General features: G+C 41.5%; 17 protein-coding genes and 1 riboswitch. Of the genes, 11 read left to right on the plus strand and 6 right to left on the minus strand.

The genetic code is table 11. The features are described 5' to 3' along the window. Positions 1–731: metal-dependent hydrolase (locus tag B2Y23_RS00635; RefSeq protein WP_291368404.1), on the plus strand; the 731-nt coding region annotated here is incomplete at its 5' end. A 58-nt stretch (positions 732–789) separates the two neighbouring features. Here B2Y23_RS00635 and B2Y23_RS00640 read toward each other — a convergent pair. The 4 genes from B2Y23_RS00640 to B2Y23_RS00655 all read right to left on the minus strand — a co-directional run bounded on the left by B2Y23_RS00640 (position 790) and on the right by B2Y23_RS00655 (position 4,876). Then, positions 790–1,782: a DUF2804 domain-containing protein gene (locus tag B2Y23_RS00640; RefSeq protein ID WP_291368406.1), complete on the minus strand. Its 993-nt coding sequence runs from the start codon at positions 1,780–1,782 to the stop codon at positions 790–792. Positions 1,783–1,955: 173 nt separating this feature from the next. Beyond that, the gene (locus tag B2Y23_RS00645) at positions 1,956–2,474 is read right to left on the minus strand and encodes a DUF1543 domain-containing protein (RefSeq protein WP_291357192.1); all 519 of its coding nucleotides are present in this window, start codon (positions 2,472–2,474) and stop codon (positions 1,956–1,958) included. A 550-nt stretch (positions 2,475–3,024) separates the two neighbouring features. Further along, positions 3,025–4,251 (minus strand): tryptophan synthase subunit beta, encoded by a 1,227-nt coding sequence (gene trpB, locus B2Y23_RS00650; RefSeq protein ID WP_291357190.1) that lies wholly within the window; start codon positions 4,249–4,251, stop codon positions 3,025–3,027. Beyond that, positions 4,235–4,876 carry a phosphoribosylanthranilate isomerase gene (locus B2Y23_RS00655; protein WP_291368408.1) on the minus strand — a complete coding sequence of 214 codons (642 nt, stop codon included), beginning with the start codon at positions 4,874–4,876 and terminating at the stop codon, positions 4,235–4,237. Before B2Y23_RS00655 ends, trpB begins: the two co-directional genes overlap by 17 nt. Before the next feature lie 156 nt (positions 4,877–5,032). Then, positions 5,033–5,236: riboswitch (cobalamin riboswitch) on the plus strand. A 38-nt stretch (positions 5,237–5,274) separates the two neighbouring features. On the opposite strand from B2Y23_RS00655, the gene B2Y23_RS00660 reads away from it, so the two are divergent. The 7 genes from B2Y23_RS00660 (at position 5,275) to B2Y23_RS00690 (ending at position 13,815) form a co-directional block, all read left to right on the plus strand. Beyond that, the gene (locus B2Y23_RS00660) at positions 5,275–7,113 is read left to right on the plus strand and encodes a TonB-dependent receptor plug domain-containing protein (RefSeq protein WP_291357186.1); all 1,839 of its coding nucleotides are present in this window, start codon (positions 5,275–5,277) and stop codon (positions 7,111–7,113) included. Between the two features lie 95 nt (positions 7,114–7,208). Then, positions 7,209–7,787: a cob(I)yrinic acid a,c-diamide adenosyltransferase gene (locus tag B2Y23_RS00665; RefSeq protein ID WP_291368410.1), complete on the plus strand. Its 579-nt coding sequence runs from the start codon at positions 7,209–7,211 to the stop codon at positions 7,785–7,787. 335 nt (positions 7,788–8,122) lie between these two features. After that, positions 8,123–8,833: a glycerophosphodiester phosphodiesterase gene (locus B2Y23_RS00670; protein ID WP_291357182.1), complete on the plus strand. Its 711-nt coding sequence runs from the start codon at positions 8,123–8,125 to the stop codon at positions 8,831–8,833. Between the two features lie 289 nt (positions 8,834–9,122). Beyond that, positions 9,123–10,289 (plus strand): acyl-CoA desaturase, encoded by a 1,167-nt coding sequence (locus tag B2Y23_RS00675; RefSeq protein WP_291368412.1) that lies wholly within the window; start codon positions 9,123–9,125, stop codon positions 10,287–10,289. 102 nt (positions 10,290–10,391) lie between these two features. Then, a complete protein-coding gene (locus B2Y23_RS00680) occupies positions 10,392–11,837 on the plus strand; it encodes a protein adenylyltransferase SelO (RefSeq protein WP_291368414.1) in 1,446 nt (481 codons plus the stop codon). A 75-nt stretch (positions 11,838–11,912) separates the two neighbouring features. Next, complete coding sequence (locus B2Y23_RS00685) at positions 11,913–12,284, plus strand: MmcQ/YjbR family DNA-binding protein (RefSeq protein ID WP_291368416.1); 372 nt, start codon at positions 11,913–11,915, stop codon at positions 12,282–12,284. A 46-nt stretch (positions 12,285–12,330) separates the two neighbouring features. After that, positions 12,331–13,815: a DKNYY domain-containing protein gene (locus B2Y23_RS00690; protein ID WP_291368418.1), complete on the plus strand. Its 1,485-nt coding sequence runs from the start codon at positions 12,331–12,333 to the stop codon at positions 13,813–13,815. 205 nt (positions 13,816–14,020) lie between these two features. On the opposite strand, the gene B2Y23_RS00695 is transcribed toward B2Y23_RS00690, so the two are convergent. Both B2Y23_RS00695 and baeS read right to left on the minus strand, forming a co-directional pair. Further along, the gene (locus B2Y23_RS00695) at positions 14,021–14,707 is read right to left on the minus strand and encodes a response regulator (RefSeq protein WP_291357172.1); all 687 of its coding nucleotides are present in this window, start codon (positions 14,705–14,707) and stop codon (positions 14,021–14,023) included. A 13-nt stretch (positions 14,708–14,720) separates the two neighbouring features. Then, positions 14,721–16,418 (minus strand): sensor histidine kinase efflux regulator BaeS, encoded by a 1,698-nt coding sequence (gene baeS, locus B2Y23_RS00700; protein WP_291368420.1) that lies wholly within the window; start codon positions 16,416–16,418, stop codon positions 14,721–14,723. Between the two features lie 136 nt (positions 16,419–16,554). On the opposite strand from baeS, the gene B2Y23_RS00705 reads away from it, so the two are divergent. The 3 genes from B2Y23_RS00705 to B2Y23_RS00715 form a co-directional block, all read left to right on the plus strand. After that, entirely contained in the window at positions 16,555–17,181 is a 627-nt protein-coding gene (locus B2Y23_RS00705) for a hypothetical protein (protein WP_291368422.1), read from the plus strand. 303 nt (positions 17,182–17,484) lie between these two features. Further along, on the plus strand, positions 17,485–19,287 hold the full coding sequence (locus B2Y23_RS00710) for an acyl-CoA dehydrogenase C-terminal domain-containing protein (protein ID WP_291368424.1): 1,803 nt from the start codon (positions 17,485–17,487) through the stop codon (positions 19,285–19,287). Positions 19,288–19,455: 168 nt separating this feature from the next. Continuing rightward, positions 19,456–21,039: acyl-CoA dehydrogenase family protein (locus tag B2Y23_RS00715; RefSeq protein WP_291368426.1), on the plus strand; the 1,584-nt coding region annotated here is incomplete at its 3' end.

Genomic DNA, 21,039 nt, shown 5'->3' on the forward strand with positions numbered 1-21,039 from the left:
AACGCTATTTCATTCAGTCTGTACGACTGTTCCGTGACCAGATTACTGACCCGGATTTAAAACAGCGTGTGGCAGATTTTATCCGTCAAGAAGCACAGCACGGCATTGCCCATGACAAAATGAATCAGGTCATGAAAGAACAAGGCATGCCGGTCGATCAGTTTATTCAGCGTTTAAATAAAATTTTTAAATTCGAACTGGAAAAACGCTCTCCACAATACAATATTGCCATGACCGCTGCCGCTGAACACTTGACTGCCTTAATGGCAGAAACCTTTTATAGCCAAAAAGAAACTTTGCGCGATGCTCATCCTTATGTACGCGCACTATTTGCCTGGCATGCGATTGAAGAAATGGAACATCGGGATGTGGCTTTTGACGTGATGAAACAGGTTGGCAATGTGCCTGAATCTACACGTAAATTCACTTTGGTGTGGACTACATTTTTAATGTTTGGCTTTACCATTTACCGCACCAACGTAATGTTAGAACATGACGGATTTAGCCGATTGCAGCGTTTGCAAATGAATATCAAAGGCTTACCGTGGTTTTTTGGTAAACGTGGCATCTTGACCCGAATGAATAAACAATACGGTGACTGGTTTAAAAAGGATTTTCATCCCAGCCAACATCCGGTAATTGCTCAATATGATGTCTGGGTCAAAACCTTGGAAGAAACCGGCGACCCCATACAAGCGGGTGAAGCATTTTGGCAAGCGGCAAAAGAATAAAAAAAAGCCTGCATATTTTGCAGGCTTTTTTTATTCTTGTAGATTGACGACTTGGCGCTTACCACTTGGCATAGTGCTGCTCAAGCAAACCATATTCATTGAGCAAAATAATTTCCTGATCATCTTGCTGAATGGTGCCACTAATTTTGGCCTGCCATTGACTGAACTGACTACCGACCAGCCTTAAATTCAGATTTTCATAGCGTCGCCAACCCGTTTTTACATCCAGGTTTAACTTTTCATCCAGTGAGCGAATGGTCCAATGATCATCCCCCTGATGCTGAAATAAAACATCACTTACAGGATACAGCACACCATTCACCCACAAGCAATTTTCATTGCCAAAACTTTCATTCACCCCAGAAGCCAGGTTTAAGCCGATCCGGTTATTGTTTTGATCCCAAAAGTTACACGACAACCAGAACCATGCCGTCTCCGGACGTAAAAAACCACAGGTATCATCCAGTGATGCAAAAGTCCTTTCATTAAACTGTATGGTTTCACGCTGTTTATTGATAAAAAAGCCTTCACAGGCCAAAGTCGTGAGTTTTTGAGTATAGGTCCAGCCATTAATTCCCGTCGGGCTACACATACTCAGCGGGTCTGTCCCGGCACAGAAAATTCGCGCGCTGAGCCTGATTTCACCATATTTGGTCACATGGATATAACGCACACCGTTGGCATGCTGAATATCAATTTGAAAAGGTGACTTGGAAAAAAAGCTCTGGTTATAAAGCGGCTGCTCATCTACCACAGTATTGCGCGATAAGAGGTTAATCGCATTCCACTCTAAAACTTCCTGATTTTGATGATTATAAATATAAAAAAAACCATGCCCTGCCCACGCAATATCGGCAATTGCCAGACCAATCGTGTAGTGTTCATGCTGAATACAGCAAAATTTAAACTTTTTATATTTTAATCGTTTGCGCCAACCAGTTAAGACCTTTCCATAAGGCGTCTTATACTGGTATTGATTCAAATCGATGGTTTTTGGGAGAGACTTAAAGCGGCCATAATTCGGTTGTCCATTTGATTGAATCAAATCCATTTATCAAATTCCATCTAGCCAAGAGATCATAAATTCTTACGCTTATTATGCCTATATAAATCCAAGTTAGAAGTATCGATCAGCAGATTTCATCGAATAAATACAAAAAATATATATTATTCCTTTTGATTTAATATTTTATAAATATAATTTATTAATCAAACACATATAAATCAGTCATGAGATAGCATCAAATACGTATTTTCCCAACGGTTGCCACTGAACTCGCCTTCAATCAGATGCACATAACGGCCATGTACCTGATCAATCGCAATACAATCGTCCACATCTAATACTCGGTCGGTATGCTGTTTTTTCCAATGTGAGGCAAAGTAAGCTTTACCACGTTGTTTTGCCAGCATCGCATTTTGCGCCACAACCAAAACATAGCGATGCAGCTCCCCAAACTCCCGGGCATCGTAGCCACCCAGATTAATTAAAAACAGCTTTTGTTCAGATGAGTTCGGCTGGGCATTACTAAATTGAATTTGATAATGTATGCCTTTAAATTCTACGCCATTGATTTGCGCCCAGGCATCAATGTGCAAGCCTTTTTGCTCGCCAAACCATGCAGTGTTAAGTTGAGGATAGGTCTCTTCTAATGAATCCCCCACGGCGAGTACCACATCATGGACTTCGGTATTGGCACGCGCATGACGGCCACCAAGCATGACGATAAATAAGCTGGGCATTTTATTTCCTTTCTTTTGAAGCATTTTTACAAAGAATCTGCGATTCACGGAAACGTCATTCGCAATTGTTCGAGGCAGACCACAACTCGATAGAAATGTTTTTGCGACTAAATTAATCACATGAAAGTATAAGACGAGTTTTGCGAATGACAATGCCTTTGGTTACTTTGGGCTTATCCAAAGTAACATTACGAGCTCCTTATATTTGAGTTATAAGCAGCAAGACTCCGTCAACATGTAGAGATCTTCATAACCAGAAAGTTGAATTTGACTAGAGTTTTCTTTGGTAGGAAATATCTAACTTTTGTTTCGGCAAAATGAGAAGCGAAGCTTCGCAAGAAAACCATCTTGTTAAGCAGACATTACATCCCTGTAATGCTGCTTAACGGGCAATAACCATGTTGCCTTCACTTGTTCACGTTTTGGATAAACTTCTATTTCAAAAAAAATCGTGCTGAATTGCTTCGGCACGATTTTTTTAAATCCTCCCCACCCTCCTTTGAGAAAGGAGGGCTTTTTCCTCTTTCCCACAAAGGAACTAGGAAAATTTTTACATCTCTACCATTTCCACGCCATCAATACGGGCAACAGTCATCAAGTCCTTATCACCACGACCAGAAACCGTCGCAATAATGATTTGATCCTTATCCATGGTCGGTGCAAGTTTGGTCACATAAGCCATCGCATGTGAACTTTCCAAGGCAGGAATAATCCCTTCAATATGCGTTAAATCACGGAAACCTTGCAGCGCTTCTTGGTCATTGATCGGCACATATTCAACACGGTGCATATCTTTTAAGAAACTATGTTCAGGACCTACACCCGGATAATCCAGACCGGCAGAAATTGAATGGGTTTCAATGATCTGACCCTGTTCATCCGACATCAAGTAAGTACGGTTACCATGCAGTACCCCGACATGACCGGCATTGAGTGGCGCAGAGTGTTTACCGGTTTCAATCCCCAAACCTGCTGCTTCAACACCGTACATTTTTACATCTTCATCGTTCAAGAATGGATAGAACAAGCCCATCGCATTTGAACCACCGCCGACACATGCAACCAATGCATCTGGAAGACGGCCAGCCTGTTCCTGAATTTGTTTACGCGCTTCACGACCAATGATTGATTGGAAATCACGAACCAGTTGCGGATAAGGATGTGGACCTGCTACCGTCCCAATTGCATAATATGTGGTATCAACATTAGTTACCCAATCGCGCATTGCTTCATTCATGGCATCTTTCAAAGTTTTAGAGCCACTTTCTACTGCAACAACTTTTGCACCCAGCAAACGCATACGATACACGTTCATGGCTTGACGTTTTACGTCGTCTGCACCCATATATACAATACATTCAAGGCCCAAACGCGCTGCAATGGTTGCGGTTGCTACACCGTGCTGACCTGCGCCAGTTTCAGCGATAATACGTTTTTTACCTGAAAGCTTAGCCAGAAGCGCCTGACCAATGGTGTTGTTGACTTTATGTGAGCCTGTATGGTTTAAGTCTTCACGTTTTAAGTAAATTTGCGCCCCACCTAATTCCTTCGACCATCGTTCAGCATAATATAGAGGACTAGGACGACCTACATAGTAGGCTAAATCACGGTCGAATTCTGCCAGAAACTTAGGATCATCCTTCATACGAGAATAAAGTTTTTCTAAGTCTTCTAATGCTGCCATTAGAGTTTCTGACACAAAACGTCCGCCATGGATACCGAAATGCCCGCGTTTATCCGGGAATTGGGTATAGTCAATCTTATTTTGCTGATCCACGTTGGACTCCTTGCATAAACTGTTCAATCAGTTGTTGGTCTTTTATACCTTTAGCGGATTCTACGCCTCCGCTGACATCTACTGCATAAGCATTGGTCGTCTTTATAGCGTCTTCAATATTGTCAGGCTTTAAACCGCCTGCCAAAATTAAAGGAATATCGAGTTTGGGGAATTTTGACCAGTCAAAGCTGTGCCCGGTTCCGCCTTTCAGTTCAGGATGCCAGGCGTCTAATAATACTGCACTTGCGCCTACATTTTGGTAGCTTTTTATAGTATTGATGACATCTAGCTCAGGTTTTACCTGTATCGCTTTATACCAGCGACGACCGACCTGACTGGAAATCTGCTGACATTGTTCAGGGCTTTCATCCCCATGAAACTGTAAAATATCGACTGGCGCTTGTTTTAAAATCTGCTCAATTTCATCAAGCGATGCATTCACAAACAAGCCCACAGTTTGCACATAGGCAGGTACATGCTGAATCAGTTCTTTCGCTTGCTCTTGGGTCACACTGCGTGGACTGGGTGGAAAAAACACAAAACCAATCGCATCTGCTCCTGCATTTACAGCAGAATGTATATCTTCTATTCGTGTGATTCCGCAAATTTTGGCACGGGTTCGCATATACTTCGCTCTAATTTTTTGGCTGAATCTTTGCCCGATTTATAGTCAGTCTATAAATATGGGGGCGAATCATTGTAATGCAATTTTAAAAGCTTGAGTAAAGTTCATCCGGAATAATATTGCCATAGATTGTCTAATGCCTGCACAAACCTTATACTGCGCGCAATTGCAACGAGTCAAGCTTAGGCTTTAGGGAAGTTGGTGCAAATCCGACACTGCCCCCGCAACGGTAAAATGAAAAGCATATCTTTATAAATCAGCTGATTTACACCACTGCATAATAATGTGGGAAGGTGGATATGTAACATGTAGATGCATGTACATTTAAGTCCGGATACCTGCTTGTTGTGTTCTTTAACTCAATCATTCACGGGGGGTGAATGTATGGAGCTTAAATCATGACGATTAAATTTCAGACTACAGCCTTAGTGGGCGCAATCGCTATTGCGATGGGTTTCTCTGCATCTGTCTTTGCACAAGACAACACAACCACTGTGAATGCTTCTTTAGACACTTTAGTGGTGACTGCCACACGCTCTGAAGAAAAGATTACCGCTGTCCCTGCAAGAATTTCGCTTATTGAGCCACATATTGTCGAGCAGTCACCGATTGCTTCTTTTCCTGATCTGTTAAAACATGATGCTGCAATTAACATGGTGCAGAATGGCGGCATGGGTCAACTTGCAGACATGTATTTACGTGGTACGGAATCTGATCATACCCTCGTCCTCCGTGACGGTATTCGACTCAACAACCCATCCTCAGGAACTGCCAATTTAGCATTTATCGATACCACAGATATTCAACAGATTGAGGTGCTCAAAGGTCCTGCATCTGTACTCTACGGTACGGATGCCATTGGCGGTGTAGTTCAGCTGGTTTCCAAAACCCCGGAAAAAACCAGTGCATTTATCACCGGTGAAATCGGTGAACATCAAACTTATAAATCTGTCCTCGGGGCTGATTTATATGACGATGGTTTCTATGCACAAATTCGTGGCCAACGTCTGGAGTCTGACGCCACTCAAGTCACCAACCAAAAAACCGATCGCTCTGAAACAGCTTCATTTGAGCAAAAAGGTTATAGCGCCAAAGTGGGCTTAGAAAAACAGCAATTTGCCGCATCTATAGATTACAGCCGCAATGAAGGTACAAATTTATATGATGCCTATGCCTTTGATGGCAGCTTGCTCAAACAGGATTTTGAAAATGAAATCGTTAATTTAAGAGGCCGCGCCAAGGTTACGGAAAACATTGAGCTGAATGGACGTTTATCTCAATTTAAAGATCAGGTCGAGCAAAAAGATTCGACTGATTTTGTACATAGCACAACCCAGGAAGCTGAACTTTACGGTAAATGGAACTTTTTACCTCAGCACAGCATTCTTGCAGGTTTCACTCAGCGTAATCTTGATGCAGACATTTTGTCTTACGGCGCACCTTATCAGGAAAATGTCGATTCCACCGGCTACTATGTACAGCATCAGTTCAAAGGTGAAAAGCTAAATACCCAGGCCGGTATTCGTGTTGAAGACAATGAAAAATATGGCTCACATACTGTAGGGCAAATAGCAGCACGTTATCAGGTTCTCCCTTCTACCAGTATTTACACCAATATTGGAACAGCCTTTAAATCGCCTACCTTGAATGAGCTTTACAATGCCTGGAACGGCAACCCTGAACTTGCGCCAGAAGAAAGTATGTCTTATGAAGCCGGGATTGATCAGACTTTAGCTTTAGGTTTTAAAACTGGCCTATCTGCCTATTACACTGAAGTTGAAGACCTGATTGGTTCAGAAAACTTCGGTAAATTGGGCAATATTGATAAAGCCACCTATAAAGGCGTAGAGCTATATTTGGCTTGGCAACAAAATGATTTATTTACCAAAGCAGCTTATAGCTATGTGAAATCTGAAAATGATGAAACCCATCAGGAGTTAGGCCGCCGTCCCCGTCAGGGTTTCACTTTAACTACAGGTATTCAAAATGAAATCTATGGAATTAGCGCGTCTTTAATTGCCAAATCAAAATCGAAAGACTGGGACAAAAACTACCAAAATCCGGGTTATGCAACTGTTGACGTCAATGCCTACTGGAATGTTAATCCCCATGTTAAATTGTTTAGCAATATTCAAAATATTGGCGATGTAGAATACAAAGCCGCCTATCAAGATCGAGGCTACTACTATGTTAATGGCGGTCGTTTAGCCTCTGCTGGTGTGACCTTCACATACTAAGTTTGCCGACTTTTAGTAAATACTTTTGAGGATAATGTCATGCCTATGGCATTATCCTTTTTATATTCAGATATCAAAGTTTTAAGGAATTATAAATGGGCCACCGTTTAAGTAAAATTTATACCCGCACAGGCGACTCTGGTACAACCGGACTAGGCGACGGTTCACGCGTAGCCAAAGATGACTTGCGTATTGCCGCTTTAGGTGATGTCGATGAACTCAACTCTTGTATTGGTATTTTACGTTCACAAATTGCCGTGAGTAATATTGAAGACAAAGCTGCTTGGGATAAGTCTTTAAGCCTGATTCAACACTGGCTCTTTGACCTGGGTGGTGAAGTTTGTATTCCCAACTACAACATGGTTTTACCGGTTTCAGTTGAATTTCTGGAAAATGAAATTGACCGTATGAATGAAGCTTTACCCATGCTGAAAGACTTTATTTTACCGGCCGGAACTTTAGCATGCAGTTATGCACATCAAGCACGTTCAGTATGCCGCCGTGCTGAGCGCAGCCTGATGACGGTACATACCCGCGATCAAAATATTCAGGCAACGTCATTGCAGCTTTTAAACCGTCTTTCTGACTGGTTATTTGTTGCCTCGCGGACATTGCAACGAAGCGAGGGCGGATCTGAAGTCCTGTGGCAAAAAAATATTAATGAGACGATTTAACTTATTGTTAATTCAAAATTGTCACTCGTTTCGCTGATAAAAAATGACTACTTGTTGCTCTTTCTAAAAACAAAGTACCAGTATACTGCTACCGCGCCAGGCGACAAGGATGTCGCCGTCTGGCAAAGGTTTCAGGGATGAACCTTTTGCCAGACAAAAGATTTTTGTTACTTTTCATCTTTGAAAAGTAAGAAATCACCTATACAAAATCAATTCACAATCTCTACTGCAATTTAAAACAAGTAAACCTTAAATTCCAATATCTAACATGCATTGAATGATAAGATAAAAGCAGTGATTCACTTTCACAGTTCAATCTAGAAAAAGAGTTCATTATGAAAATCATCGGCCATCGTGGTGCACGTGGTGAAGCCCCGGAAAATACCCTAGGCGGCTTTCAATACATTCATGACTTGGGCATCCGTGCAGTCGAATTTGATGTCCGTCAGCTTAAAGATAATGAACTCGTTATCATGCACGATGACAACTTTTTAAGAACCACCGGTACAGATCAGCCGCTCTATGACCTAAACAGCCATCAGCTTGAAGCCTATAATCAGGCGCATATCTGGATGGACTGGGAAAAACAGCTCACCCCGACACTCCGCCAGACCCTGAGCATTATTCATGACTTTGAGCATATTGAAGTTGAAGTCAAAGCTGTTGCAACTATGGCGGAAGCTGAAAAACTAGTCTTAGAATTACAAAAACAATTACACGGCTTTGAACAAACTGCCGTAATCACCAGTTTCGATTTAAAAATCCATCAGGTCTTAAAACAGCAAGACTCGATATTTAAACGCGGCTTATTGATTGAAGATGACATCAAACACCAAGCTATTGAACAGGCGTTAGAACTGGGTTGTTGCCAAATTGGCTGGATGAATCAGCTGGCAACTGATGAGATGATTCAAGCTACCCAACAAGCTCATTTACACATCAGTGTCTGGACAGTGAATGATATTGAGCGCGCCAAGCATCTGCAAAGTTTAGGAATAGACGGATTGATTACCGATTTTCCGAAAATGATGCTGGAGCAACTTTAAAATAAATTTTTCGCCCCCATTTATATGACTTAATTCACTATTTATTTAATCAAAAATGATTCATATCGTCAGGGTGGAAAGAAGCTGCTTTGACCTTCGATAAAATCAATCAACCCTGCCTCGTATTCTGTTACTGTTTAGTACAATACACCTGTAGAATAACGCTAGTGAAGATTTAGTAGCTCATGCTAATATTGAAGAAGTCTTAATCCATATAAACTGTATTGAATTAAGAATTCGTTTATACCTTACCTTTACCTTTTAAAAGGTTCTAGGAGTGCTGTTGGAGATGAATGCTCCCCTACCCAAAGCCCCAATTAACTGGATTGCAGTATTCGCATTGGTATTCTTGCCAATTGTGGCTGTAATCGCTATCCCTTTATATGCTTATCATCATGATTTTAGCTTAGGCGCATGGATCAGCTTATTTGTACTACTCGGTGTGAGTAGTTTAGGGATTACTGCGGGTTATCACCGCTTATGGGCACATCGTGCTTACGAAGCAACTTTGCCATTAAAAATTATTTTAATGCTTATGGGTACTTTTGCCGTTCAAAATAGTATTTTGTTCTGGGCTTCAGGTCACCGTACCCATCACCGCCATGTCGATGATGTCGAACAAGACCCGTACTCTATTAATAATGGCTTTTGGTATGCCCATATTGGATGGATGCTTCGTAACTATCCGGCAGCAGAAGCAAACTATAAAAATGCACCCGATTTGTTAAATGACAAAGTGGTGATGTTCCAGGACAAATATTACATTCCACTGGTCATTGCCGTACATGCTGTGATTTTAACCACAGTGGGTTGGGCAGTTGGCGATATGTGGGGCGTATTGTTATTGGGTGGTTTACTGCGCCTGATCTTGAGCCATCATGTGACTTTCTTTATTAACTCACTTTGTCATATGTGGGGCAAACGTCCTTATACTGACGAAAACACTGCTCGTGACAATTTTGTTTTAGCCATTGCCACTTGGGGTGAGGGTTATCATAACTATCATCACATTTTCCAATACGATTACCGTAATGGTGTGAAATGGTGGCAGTATGATCCTACCAAATGGCTGATCTGGTCATGTTCAAAATTGGGCTTAGCTAAAAATTTACGTCGTATTCCAAGCTTTAATATTAAAAAAGCTGAATTGGCAATGCGCTTTAAATATGCTGAACAAGATTTGGCGGTGTATGGTCATAATGTCAATGAAGATATGGCGGCAGCTAAACTGCGTATTGCTCAGGAATATGAAGCATTTACCCAAACTTTAAATGATTGGGCAAAACTGAAAGAACAAGAGATTCAAGCCAAGAAAGCCTCTGTTGCTGAAAAGATTCACCAAATCGACAGCAAACTTAAAGTCGATTTCCAGCTGGTTGAACAGCGTCTTTCCCATCACCGTAATACCCTAAAAATTTTAATGCGCAGCATTAAAAAGAATCCTGTTTCAGAATAAAACCTGATTCGATCGATAAAGCCCCATTATTGGGGCTTTATTCATTTTAGCCGTTTAAATTTGCTATAGTGGTTATATCTTCTCCCATTTTTAGATTGTCCTATGCAATTTAATCCTCGCTATCCATCGCTCAATCCCAAGCTTTATCATCATCAAATGCCAGTTCCCTTGAAAGGCGCCAAAGCAGGTCATTTCAATGAAGCTTTGGCCAATCAACTGCAATGGTTAGAACAAGATAAAGCCGAATGGGTTGAAATCTGTAGTGGACAAAAAACCTTTACCGAATTTGAACCTTTGGCGATGGTCTATGCCGGGCATCAGTTTGGACAATGGGCAGGACAACTCGGTGATGGCCGTGGCTTACTGATTGCACAAATTCTAGATACAGATGGTCAAACCATCGACCTGCATTTAAAAGGTGCTGGTTCTACGCCCTACTCGCGTATGGGTGATGGTCGTGCCGTTTTACGTTCCGTGATTCGCGAATACTTGGCCGGTCATGCCTTGAATGCTTTGGGTATTGCATCCAGTAATGCAGTTGGATTCACCTCTTCCACCCAAGGCATACAACGCGAAAAACTGGAACCGGGCGCGATGATGCTGCGCACATCAGACTGTCATATTCGCTTTGGACATTTTGAATGGATTAATCAGTATCAACCTGAATTACTCACTGAATTTACCCAAAAGTGCATTGAATGGCATTATCCGGAATGTCTCGATGCTGAACAGCCTGTTTTAGCTTTTGCAACCAAAGTCACCCAACGTACTGCAGTGATGATTGCCAAATGGCAGCTGGTGGGTTTTGCCCATGGCGTGATGAATACTGACAACCTGAATATTACCGGTTCGACTTTGGACTTTGGTCCTTATGGTTTTATGGAACGTTTCCGTCCGAGCTGGATCAACAACCACTCGGATTATCAAGGCCGTTATACCTATCAGCAGCAGCCAAGTATTGGGCACTGGAATGTATGGCAATGGTTAAACAACCTGGTTCCGCTCTGCCCTACAGACTATGATAAAGAGCAATGGAAACAGGATTTAGCTTCATGTTTAGAGCACTATGAGCCAACATTCTTAGAGCATTATAAACATGGTTTAAACCAGAAAATGGGCTTGCCAAGTTTCCATAAAGACAGTTTTGACTGCGGCATGGCTTTCTTAAGAATTCTGCAAAGCGAGCAACTGGACTATACCCAAAACTTTATTCAGCTTCAGAACAAACAGTTTGAAATGATTAAAGATGACTGTCTGGACCGACGCCAGTTTGAAAGTTTTTTGACTCAATATGAAAATATTCGAGCAAACCAAGAAACAGATGAACTTGATGCCGAAATGGCTAAAGCCAATCCACAATATATTTTACGTAATCACATGGCGCAAAAAGCGATTGAACTGGCAGAACGAGATGACTTTTCTGAAGTTGATCGGTTGTTTAAGTTGCTGAGCCAACCATTTACCAAACAGCCAGATTTAGAACAACTTGAAGATTTAACCCCATTGCCAAGTGATGTTCCGGAAGTGATGGTCAGCTGTTCGTCTTAATTTATTCACAACCACCAAGAAAACTGTGGATAATTTAAGCATTATCTACATTTTTGTTTTGGATTATCCAAACTAATGACTTTACACAATCTTGCTTCCCAAACTGCTTTAAAGCTACCTGAAGTGACGATTACCCAACCTTTTGGCGATGGCTGTGATGTGTTTAAAGTCATGGATAAAGTCTTTATGCTGAGTTTTCATTTAGAAGGCAAGGCAGCCATTAACTTAAAAGTTATCCTGGATGATGGCGCAATGCTGCGCGATATTTATCCTTATATTCGTGCCGGCTGGCATATGAATAAACAGCATTGGATAACTGTTTATGAGGATGATGAACTGGATGAGTCTTTAGTTAAAGATTTGGTGCTGAATTCTTATGAGCTGATAGTATTGAAGTTAAAGAAAGTTGAAAGGCAGAAAATTTCTCTATTAAGAACTACAAAGTAAACAACTTAATACTTCAAGAATAAAATTTCATTTCATGTGAGGATGCATGTCAAAAATAAAAATAACAGGGATTGCTTTAGGCCTATTAGTATTAATCTATCTATTTCCTCAATTCACCAAACCTACTTTAAGCAAGGAAGAACGCTTAGCGCAATTCTCCCCTCCAGGACTGGTCACAGATTATTTTGACCGTACAGGAGTCGCTCTTGTTAAAAATGAATCAGATCATTTTCAAAAGTTAAATAATCAAATTTACTACTTTTTTCCAATTCCACTCGCTCGATATGGCGTTCCCATTCCAGAGGCGAATGTCAACTCGTTTAAAACATTGGCTCAACATTTCCATTGGAAAGATGCTTTTGATCAAGATCAGAATCGAAGAAAAAATATAGCCCTAGATAAAAATAATGTGTATTGTGGATTTCAAAAAATTCCTAATCTAAGCCCTTCTCGTTTAATTTATCTGGGAGGGGGTTATCTGACTGATCATCAAAATACTTATTTTTGTGATTGGAATTTTAATGCAAGTTCAGATTCAATTGACCCTACTCGATCTGAAAAAATTGATGCGATATTATTTGGGACAAAAATCGCAAAATCAGGATACCACTATCCTCTATATCAGTTAAAAAATGGCAAAAACAACTATAAGCTCATACTCGAAAATATCGTGACAAATGGTGAATCGACCTATGTTGAAGGAAAACAATTAAAATCAACTGATCCATATAACTTAAGATATTTAACCTCATTTCAACCCCATGAAAAAATTTGGCAAGTAGACAGCTATATTACAGATCAAAGACATGTTTTTTATAAACATGAAGTTTTAGATTTAAATTACAATATTACTTTAGAAACTATTCCATTTAACTTTAAAGTTTACTTATATGATCCACTAAGCGATCGTTATTTTTATCAATCACATAAAATTGATTATCCAAACCTAAAGATAATTAAAAAAGATGACAATCATACCTTTTTCCCAATTTTCACTTCTAATGATCAAATCGCTTTTTTTAATACTCAAAAGCTTCAACTCGAAGTCCTCAACAAAAATCCCTTTATCTCAGAGCTTCACAGATTCTCCCCAAGTGTATTCAGTAATGGTAAGCACATTTATTTTTTTAGAAAATATCAAACCTTCTCAACCACTCTATTCATGTTTTTTTCTGAATTATGCTCAACAACTTCAGAAATTAGAGTGCTAAACAATATGCCCTTCTCTCAATGGAAAAAAGAGGAAGACCTGTTCATTCATCATCCACCAGATAAAGGAATTCCAATCAAAGGGAGTTTTTGGACATATGGAGATCGACTTTTTTACCTCCCTGAATATGGAAGCTGGACTGAATCTTTGTTTGAAGTCACACAGAGCGCTACAATTGATCAATTACGTCAAAATCAACTGAGCTACACTCAGGCAGAAGAATTATTTAAAGACACAAGGATATTCAAGACAGTGAAAGGTAAAACATTTAGCAAGATTAAGGATGTTCAACGTTTTTGCTTTAAAGACATTTTGTCCTAATGTCATTTCACCACCGACCGAATGTCTATTGATATGAGGTACGGTTGATTTAGCGATCAACTTTTATCAGCTGAAAAGTTAAAGAAAACTAAACAATGAGGATTAAATTTCTAAAATGCCATAATCCCTGTTTAATCTATAATTAATCCCTACTCCCTAAAAAAAGCGAACCACTCAGGTTCGCTTTTCTTCATTTAACTCTGAATCAATCTTCAGGATATTCAAAACGGTAACCTACACCATACACTGCCTGAATCCATTCATGACGGTTACCGGTTTCAGCCGCATCGGAAATTTTACGGCGCAAATTTTTGATATGGCTGTCAATCACGCGGTCTGCCACATCAAAACTGTCCGGATTGATATGATCGAGCAATTGCGCACGTGAATACACCTGCCCTACATGCTCCAGGAACAACTCTAATAAACGGAATTCAGTTGGCGTCAAGTTCAAAGTTTTTTGTTGATACCAAATGCGTTGCTGTGCTTTATCCATACGGAACAAACTGTTCTGTTCAGGTTCTGCATGACGGTCCAGGCGACGTAACACCGCTTGTACACGCGCCACCAGTTCTTTCGGGCTAAAAGGCTTACAAATATAATCATCTGCACCCATATTTAAGCCCAACACACGGTCAATTTCTTCGGTCCGTGCAGTTACCATAATAATTGGTAAATCAGACTGTTCACGCACTTTGCGGCAAATGGTCAAACCATCCATACGCGGAACCATCAAGTCCAGAATCATCAAACTTGGTTTACGCTGAGTAAAGCTGTCATACGCTTCTTGCCCATCATGAAACATACTGACTTCAAAACCAGCCGCTTCCAGATAGTCTCGCACCAGCTGTGCAAGTTCAACTTCATCTTCAACCAGCATGACATGTTTCATGAATCTCATCCTTTTATTTGTTTAACTGTTTTGGAAAAGTCAGTTTACAACGTAAACCACCGAGTGGCGAATGATCAAAACTTAACTGCCCACCCAATGCCTGCGCAATTTTACCAGATAATGCCAAACCTAAACCTGTACCACCAGTACTACGGGTGCGCGAATCATCCACGCGATAGAAGCGCTCACCTAAACGTGCCAATTGTTCATCACTTAAGCCAAGCGGACTGTCATCCACAATCACACTCCACTCGGTTTCAGATTGTTCGGTATGTAGATGAACTTCACCGCCCGCTTCAGTATAGCGAATGCTATTACCGAGTAAGTTGACCATAATTTGTTTAAAACGATCTATATCTAATTGTAAATTCGCGCCTTCACCCTGCACTGAAACAGACAGATCCGCTTGGGCAAATTTGGGTTTGAAGTTTTCAACTTCTTGTAGTACCACATTCCAGGGATTCACTTCGGCAAAATAACATTTCAGTTGCTGTGCTTCAGCCTGAGCCAAATCCGCCAGATCCTGAGTCAGTTTTTTCAGACTGGTGACCTGACGCAGCATCGATTCAAAATGTTCCGGTGTCGGTTTGCGAATACCGTCCTGCATCGCTTCAATTTGCGCTTGCAGCACTGCCAATGGTGTTTTTAATTCATGTGAAGTATCAGCTACCCACTGACGGCGTGATTGTTCATGCTGATCCAGAATCACGGCAAGATGGTTCAACTCTGTTGATAAATCACCCAGTTCATCATTGCGGTTGACTTTGACCTGATGCTGAAAATTGCCTTTGGTCAGTTCACGTGTCCCTTGCAGCAAGCGCTGAATCGGCGTTTTAAAGTAAGTGGCCAGCAATAAAGCCGCGATCAAACTGGTTAGGAAAGTTAATCCATACACCAATAATAAATAACGTTTTTGATTACTAAAAAAGTTAATACTTGAAGCATCATCCTGATCCAGCACCGGTTTTAACCCTAGATAACCGACAATTTTATCATTCACCATAATCGGGCGATAGGAAACTGGAATATCAGATGGCTCACCTACCACAAACTGTTTATTGGCATCATATAAGGATAACCGGGAACTTAAACCTAAACGGTCGGGCAAAGAGATAAACTGCTTTTTCTGATTCTGATTCTGATTCTGGCTTTGGTTTTGATTTTGGTTCGGGCGCTGTGCAGTGTCGCCAGGTTTAGCTTCCGATTTTCTGTCTGGACGGAAGATATTCTGATTGGAACTTAAAGGAAATTTGAGTCCTTCAAAAGGCTGATACTCTGAAGGTAAATTCAACTCCATCATGCGTAATTCTTCTGCATCTAAAATCGGTTTGCTCTGCTCGGTTTTATTTAGTCCCGGAGAAACACTGATTAAAGTATTTTCCTGAAAATAACGCTGCTGCAAAGCAATATCATATTGACGACGTAACCACCAGCGAGACAAACGGTCATAGTCATCCGGTGCAGCCGTGCCTTCGATTTGCAGGATTTGCGCTTGAATGGCATTACCCCAGTCATGATAAACCGAATAGACGCCAGCCAGATTACTAATCACATGATCCAGCTTCTGCATTTCCACATCTGCCACATAACGGGCAAAGTTCTTTTGCATGGTCCAATGCAATACACCCAAACTGACCGTGGTAATCACTAACGTCGTGAGTAATACGGTCAAAAACAAGCGCAAGGCGATCGGAACACGGCGAATATTCAAAAGCAAAGTCTCAAAATTTCTTCTCAATTAGGTCATTGTAACGAACCTTCTAAAAAAATACTCTTCATTGTTTCTTCATCATTATTGTTTAATCTTTAACTATCAAATTTCGTTTTTTTCATTGGAGATAACAACAATGAATTCCATGGCAAAAATAGCTTTAGTGGGCGCAAGCCTAATTAGTATGGGTGCTTTGACTGCCTGTCAATCCACCAATACCGTTCAAGATAAAGATGCTGATCATGCGCGCATGATGCAGGATCATCATCAAAAGCATAAACGAAACATGACACCTGAACAGCGTGAGCATTTTCAGCAAGCCCGTGCCGAACGCCAGCAAATGATGAAAAGCATGAAAACAGCTTGTGATGGTAAAGCGGTCGGCTCTGCCGTACAAATCAAGGCTGGTGAAAAGACCATTGATGGTACATGTAACATGCGCTTCAAAGCGGATCGTCAAGAGATGAAACGCATGCGTGGTGAAATGAAAGATATGCATATGCAAGGTATGGCCGGTGGGATGAAAGGCATGCAAATGCGATCATCAGAACCACTCACTGATGCCAAACGTGCTGAACTAACCAAGCAATTTGATCAGCGCCTGGCACAACGTCAAGCGCATCAGCAAGCCATGTTAAAAGCTTGTCAGGGCAAAGCCAATGGCGCTGCAGTACAAGTTAAGGTGGGCACCCACAGTATGAATGGTAAATGTGAAGTTCGCTTCCAGCCTAAAGCACCTGTTGCTCCTGCTGCAATAAAGTAAGCATCATAAAACCTCTCCCAAATAAAAAAGGCGCAATACTGCGCCTTTTTTATTATTTATAAAATTTTACGTTTTTGACTATTTATGACATCGAATAAAACATAAAAGCATTTACACTCAAGCTACTTAGCAATTTCAAGTTAGAAATCTTTGACTTTACAGTCACCAAGAAAACGCATGGAAACGCTTGTACCAAGTAAGAAGATGTTGCACGATTAAGCCATACAAATACGTGTTATTGAAAGCACGTTTCAATGTTTATTAGGATTATAAGCTGGTTAAACCAGTATTGAGGAAACCGATATGCCACAATACAAAGCGCCCTTACGTGATATGCAATTTGTTCTACATGAATTGTTAAATGCTGAACAACATTATGCAAACTTGCCGGCATTTTCTGACACCGTAAGCCGTGAATTGGTTGATCAATATTTAGAAGCTGCGGCTGACTTTTGTGAAAATGAACTTTCTCCTCTAAACCAAGTGGGCGACCGTGAAGGTTGTACCTGGAACGACGGTGTAGTGACTACACCTACAGGCTTTAAAGAAGCGTATCAAAAATATATCGAATTGGGTTTCCCGTCACTTTCTGCTGAAGAACAATATGGCGGTCAAGCATTGCCTGTTTCTTTAGGCAACGTGATCTCTGAAATGGTCGGTACTGCAAACTGGGCATGGGGCATGTACCCAGGCCTTTCACACGGCGCAGTACGTACTTTGGAACATCACGGTTCTCAAGAACAAAAAGACATTTACCTGCCTAACCTGGTTTCAGGTGTATGGACGGGTACCATGTGCTTGACTGAATCTCATGCAGGTTCTGACTTGGGTATTATCCGTACTAAAGCTGAACCAAATGCAGATGGCAGCTATGCAATTTCTGGCGAGAAAATCTTTATCTCTGCTGGTGAACACGACATGGCAGAGAACATTGTTCACATCGTGTTAGCGCGTCTTCCTGGTGCTCCGAAAGGCACTAAAGGTATCTCATTATTCATCGTACCAAAATTTAACCTCAATGCTGATGGTTCAATTGGCGAGCGTAATGCAGTACGTTGTGGTTCAATCGAACACAAAATGGGTATTCATGGTAACGCGACGTGTGTAATCAACTTTGATAACGCAAAAGGCTTCCTGATTGGCCCTGAAAACCGCGGCTTAAACTGCATGTTCACGTTTATGAACACTGCTCGTATTGGTACTGCGGTACAAGGTCTTTCAGCTTCTGAAGGCGCGTTCCAGGGTGCATTGGCTTATGCTAAAGACCGTTTGGCAATGCGTTCACTTTCAGGTGTTAAAGCACCAGAAAAAGAAGCAGATCCAATCATTGTTCACCCTGCTGTACGCAACATGCTATTAACGCAAAAATCTTTTGCTGAAGCTGGCCGTGCATTGGTTTACTTGTTGTCTTTCTATGCAGACACGGTAGAGCAAGGTGCAACTGAAGAAGAACGTAAAGCTGCGGACAACATGTTGTCGCTACTTACTCCGATTGCAAAAGCATTCTTGACTGAAACCGGTTCTGAATCTGCGAAACACGGCGTTCAAGTATTCGGTGGTCATGGTTTCATCTCTGAACACGGCATGGAACAGATTGTTCGTGATACACGTATCGCTTGCTTGTACGAAGGTACCACTGAAATTCAGGCGCTTGACCTGTTAGGTCGTAAAGTTTTGGGTACTCAAGGTGCAATGTTGAAAGACTTTACCAAAGTCATCCATAAATTCTGCGAAGCCCATAAAGACAATGCTGCAATGAAAGAATTTGTTGAACCGCTTGCTGCTCTGAACAAAGAGTGGGGTGATTTGACTATGCAGATTGGTATGCGTGCAATGCAAAACCCGGATGAAGTTGGCGCTGCTGCAGTAGATTACCTGTACTTCTCTGGCTATGTAACGCTTGCTTACCTATGGGCTCGTATGGCACTTGTTGCTCAGGAAACATTGGCTGCTGGTACAACTGACGTAGATTTCTACAACGCGAAAGTGACTACTGCCCGTTTCTACTTCAAGAAAATTCTTCCACGCGTTCGCTCACACGTTGACGTGATTGCGGGTGGCGTTGAGCCATTACTTGCTTTAGATGCTGAACACTTCGCATTCTAAGTACATGGTTTTAAACTGATGTGAGAAAAAGGACGGTCAGACTTTTGACAGTCCTTTTTCTTTATCAAAGATAGAAAATAATTAACCTTTAGTCGTCTAACAACATGAATTTTCCTGTATTAGACTCATCAAACCGAACTGAATCAAACAATAAACAGGTGACTCACTATGCCAATCTATAATGCGCCTCTTGCGGATATGAAATTCATCCTGAACGATGTTTTCAATGCAGAACAATTCTGGCAAAACAATGAAAATCTTGCGCATGTTGATGCAGCAACAGCAGAAGCCATTCTTGAAGAAATGGCGAAATTTGCACAAAACGTGACTTTACCTTTAAACCGTACTGGTGATGAAGAAGGTGCAACATATAGCAACGGTAATGTGACCACACCTGCTGGCTTTAAAGAGGCCTTCAAACAATATGCGGAAGGCGGCTGGATTGGCCTGGCAGCAGATGAAGAATGGGGCGGTCAAGCCATGCCGAAAATGCTGACTGTGCTTGCAGACGAAATGCTGTTCGCGACTAACCCATCTTTCATGCTCTACCCGCTTCTTTCTGTCGGTGCAGGTATGGCGTTAAACAGCTATGCATCTCAAGAGCAAAAAGAAACCTATTTACCTAAAATTTATTCTGGCGAATGGTCAGGTACCATGTGCTTAACCGAGCCACATGCCGGTACAGACCTGGGTATTATCAAAACCAAAGCTGAACGTAACGAAGACGGTACTTACAACATTACTGGTACCAAAATCTTCATTACCGGTGGTGACCATGACCTGGCTGAAAACATCATTCACCTTGTTCTTGCGAAAACGCCTGATGCACCTGCCGGTTCACGTGGTATTTCACTGTTTATCGTACCGAAATTCCTGGTCAATGAAGACGGTTCTTTGGGTGAACGAAACCATGCAGGTCCAGGTTCAATCGAACACAAGATGGGCATTAAAGCCTCTGCAACTTGCGTGATGAACTTTGACGGTGCCAAAGGTTATTTAGTCGGTAAAGAAAACGAAGGCCTGGCTGCCATGTTCGTGATGATGAACTACGAACGTCTGTCTATGGGTATTCAAGGTTTAGGTGCTTCTGAGTTTGCTTACCAGAATGCTGCGCAATATGCGACTGACCGTATTCAAGGCCGTAGTGCTTCTGGCGTGAAATCTCCAAACAAACCTGCGGACAGTATTTTGGTCCATGGTGACGTACGCCGTATGCTGCTTAATGCACGTGCCAACAACGAAGCATCTCGTGCCTTTGCCGTGTATGTCGGTCAACAGCTCGACATCACCAAATTCTCGACTGATGCAGAAGCAGTGAAGAAAGCCAATGACCGTGTTGCGCTATTAACGCCAATCGCAAAAGCTTATCTGACTGACACAGCATTTAACGCAACTTTAGATGCACAAATGGTGTTTGGTGGTCATGGCTTCATTCGTGAATGGGGCATGGAACAGTGTATCCGTGACTTGCGTATCTCACAGATTTACGAAGGTACCAACGGCGTTCAATCACAGGATTTGATCGGCCGTAAGACCATTAAATGTGGTGGCGCTTTCATTGCAGAATACATCCAGGAAATCCGTGATTTTACCAATGGCCTAGATGCAGATCTTAACTTCATTAAAGATGCTACTTTAGATGCAGCAGCAGAAGTTGAATCGGTAACGCAATATATTTTAGAAGCAAGTAAAGAGAATATCGACTTCCCGAATGCAGCAGCAGTGGATTATCTGCATGCAGATAATCCACTG

This window comes from Acinetobacter sp. UBA5934, from assembly GCF_002430855.1.
Taxonomy (GTDB): Bacteria; Pseudomonadota; Gammaproteobacteria; order Pseudomonadales; family Moraxellaceae; genus Acinetobacter.

Excerpts from the sequence above, each read along its gene's own strand:
- B2Y23_RS00640 (WP_291368406.1), bottom strand. The coding sequence starts at position 1,782 with ATGGATTTGATTCAATCAAATGGACAACCGAATTATGGCCGCTTTAAG.
- B2Y23_RS00645 (WP_291357192.1), bottom strand. The coding sequence starts at position 2,474 with ATGCCCAGCTTATTTATCGTCATGCTTGGTGGCCGTCATGCGCGTGCC.
- B2Y23_RS00655 (WP_291368408.1), bottom strand. The coding sequence starts at position 4,876 with ATGCGAACCCGTGCCAAAATTTGCGGAATCACACGAATAGAAGATATA.
- B2Y23_RS00660 (WP_291357186.1), top strand. The coding sequence starts at position 5,275 with ATGACGATTAAATTTCAGACTACAGCCTTAGTGGGCGCAATCGCTATT.
- B2Y23_RS00665 (WP_291368410.1), top strand. The coding sequence starts at position 7,209 with ATGGGCCACCGTTTAAGTAAAATTTATACCCGCACAGGCGACTCTGGT.
- B2Y23_RS00670 (WP_291357182.1), top strand. The coding sequence starts at position 8,123 with ATGAAAATCATCGGCCATCGTGGTGCACGTGGTGAAGCCCCGGAAAAT.
- B2Y23_RS00675 (WP_291368412.1), top strand. The coding sequence starts at position 9,123 with ATGAATGCTCCCCTACCCAAAGCCCCAATTAACTGGATTGCAGTATTC.
- B2Y23_RS00680 (WP_291368414.1), top strand. The coding sequence starts at position 10,392 with ATGCAATTTAATCCTCGCTATCCATCGCTCAATCCCAAGCTTTATCAT.
- B2Y23_RS00685 (WP_291368416.1), top strand. The coding sequence starts at position 11,913 with ATGACTTTACACAATCTTGCTTCCCAAACTGCTTTAAAGCTACCTGAA.
- B2Y23_RS00690 (WP_291368418.1), top strand. The coding sequence starts at position 12,331 with ATGTCAAAAATAAAAATAACAGGGATTGCTTTAGGCCTATTAGTATTA.
- B2Y23_RS00695 (WP_291357172.1), bottom strand. The coding sequence starts at position 14,707 with ATGAAACATGTCATGCTGGTTGAAGATGAAGTTGAACTTGCACAGCTG.
- B2Y23_RS00705 (WP_291368422.1), top strand. The coding sequence starts at position 16,555 with ATGAATTCCATGGCAAAAATAGCTTTAGTGGGCGCAAGCCTAATTAGT.
- B2Y23_RS00710 (WP_291368424.1), top strand. The coding sequence starts at position 17,485 with ATGCCACAATACAAAGCGCCCTTACGTGATATGCAATTTGTTCTACAT.